This is a genomic window from Streptosporangium sp. NPDC051023 (assembly GCF_040689595.1).
GTDB lineage: Bacteria > Actinomycetota > Actinomycetes > Streptosporangiales > Streptosporangiaceae > Streptosporangium.
The window spans coordinates 1-1,992 of record NZ_JBFBCE010000218.1; the positions used below are offsets into that span (position 1 = coordinate 1).

At 66.6% G+C, this 1,992-nt stretch carries 3 protein-coding genes; 2 read left to right on the forward strand and 1 reads right to left on the reverse strand.

Annotation, left to right across the window (positions count from 1 at the left end; genetic code table 11):
• The first annotated feature begins 120 nt into the window (after positions 1 to 120).
• The gene (locus tag AB0395_RS48190; protein ID WP_366295093.1) at positions 121 to 417 is read left to right on the forward strand and encodes a hypothetical protein; all 297 of its coding nucleotides are present in this window, start codon (positions 121 to 123) and stop codon (positions 415 to 417) included.
• On the opposite strand, the gene cutA is transcribed toward AB0395_RS48190, so the two are convergent.
• Positions 383 to 727: a divalent-cation tolerance protein CutA gene (gene cutA, locus AB0395_RS48195; protein ID WP_366295095.1), complete on the reverse strand. Its 345-nt coding sequence runs from the start codon at positions 725 to 727 to the stop codon at positions 383 to 385. The two genes, AB0395_RS48190 and cutA, sit on opposite strands and share 35 nt — an antisense overlap.
• Positions 728 to 856: 129 nt before the next feature.
• Between cutA and AB0395_RS48200 the strand changes: the two genes are divergently transcribed.
• Entirely contained in the window at positions 857 to 1,570 is a 714-nt protein-coding gene (locus tag AB0395_RS48200; RefSeq protein WP_366295097.1) for a creatininase family protein, read from the forward strand.
• Positions 1,571 to 1,992 lie beyond the last annotated feature (422 nt).

A 1,992-nucleotide genomic window follows, 5' to 3' on the forward strand; every position in this document is an offset into this window, starting at 1 on the left:
CGCGCCCCCGCCGCCTGAACTCCAGCGTCTCCTCGCCGCGGTCGGGTCCGGGCATGCCCTCGACCTCTACGTCCAGATTTAACAGAGCACCGCTACGTACGGCTCGGCGACGAACACCGGGTGATCGAAGCCGGACAGGCCGCACTGTCCGCCATCGGCCAGGACAGCGACCACAAGAAGGCGGCCGTTGTCTACGCGGACATTGCCCAGGCCCAACTCCAGCTCGGCGACATTGCCGAAGGGGTCACCTACGCCCGCCGCGCTCTGGAGTCAGCCCAGCGCAGCGAATCCACCTGGGGACTCCAACACCTCACCACCGTCGAGAAGGCCCTTGCCTCCCACCAGGATCAGGCCGCCCGGGCACTGGTCGGCGATATCACCGCTACTCGCCGAAGTCTGGGGACGTCTCCCGTCTGATCCACTCCAGATAGTCAGAAGTGCCGACCACCAGCGCGACCGCGACGATCTGCGGCACCTCATAGGAATGCAGCTCCCGCACTCGCCTCGCCAATTGCTCGAACCGGCCGACAGTCGTCTTCATGACCACCAGCCACTCATCCGAGCGTCGGATCTCTCCCGCCCACCAGTAGACCGACTCGATCGGCGCGACGACCTGCGCCGCAGCGGCCAGGCGCTTTTCCACCACCGCCGAACAAATCCGAGCCGCCTCCCCACGGCTGCTGGCAGTGACGTGAACTTCTACGCAGTCCGAAGCGTTCTCGATCACACTGCCACACTGCCGCATCATTCCGATGGGTATCAAACGGCAGCGCGGCGCGTCGTCCGCTGCACTTGCCCCGCTGCACGTTGCGGCGGAGTCCTTCTTTCTGCCAGCACCCCGGCCACCAGGAGAACAGTGATCAACGCGCTGCCCACCGCGACCACCACCGAGGAACGCCACCGCAACGCCTCCGTCGCCGTTCTGCCCGTCGGCAGCTTCGAACAGCACGGTGACCACCTGCCGCTCAGCACCGACACGATCATCGCCACCCTGATCTGCCGAAAGATCGCCGACGCCTACCCTGTCCTGCTGCTGCCCCCGATCACGATCTCCTGCTCCCATGAGCACAGCTCCTGGCCAGGCACCGTCAGCATCTCCGCCCGCACCCTGCACACCGTCATCACCGACGTGTACGACTCCGTCACCCGCACCGGCCCGCGGGCCCTGGTGGTAGTCAATGCCCACGGTGGCAACTACGTGCTGAGCAACGTCGTCCAGGAGGCCAGCGCCGAAGGCCGCGCGATGGCGTTGTTTCCCACCCGGGAGGACTGGCAGGAGGCGCGGGCCGCTGCCGAGCTGGTCAGCTCTATGCACGAGGACATGCACGCCGGAGAGATCGAGACCTCGATCCTGCTGCACGCTCACCCCGAGGTTATCCGCCCCGGCTACGAGACCGCCGACCACGTTGCCGACGACCGCCGCCACCTGCTCACCGAGGGCATGCGGGCCTACACCGAAACCGGGGTCATCGGGCGTCCGTCCCTGGCCACTGCCGAAAAAGGCAAGGCCGTCCTCGACTCCCTGACCAGCAGCTTCGCCGACGTGGTAGCCCTGCTCACCAAGCTCTGAGCACCATGCGCGGAGCGATCACGATCACGTAGCGCGGACACTGCCGAATTGTTCTTGTGAGTATCAAGCGCGGCGGCGCGGCGCGCCGCCGCACGGCCCGCCGCCCGAACGCCACCCGAGCGTGCGGCGTGGGCGCCGGTCTCGGCCGGCGGCGGGACCACGGGCCGCCCACCGCACCACCCGCACTCCGTACCTGACCCTCAGCCGCCGCACAGGGGCCGCACCGCCGCCTGACCTCACATCGCACTCCGCCGAGGCTCTTGCCTGCAAATACGCAAAGCCGTCGCAGGTTACCGGACTCGAACCGGCTCACCCCTCGAACAAGGAGAACTAACCTCGAGCTTTCGCGGTGAGTTTCGGAGAACTTGATCGTTTACATGAGAAAAGTGCCCTTGAACTGGGAGGGTCGGACTTGTCTAAGG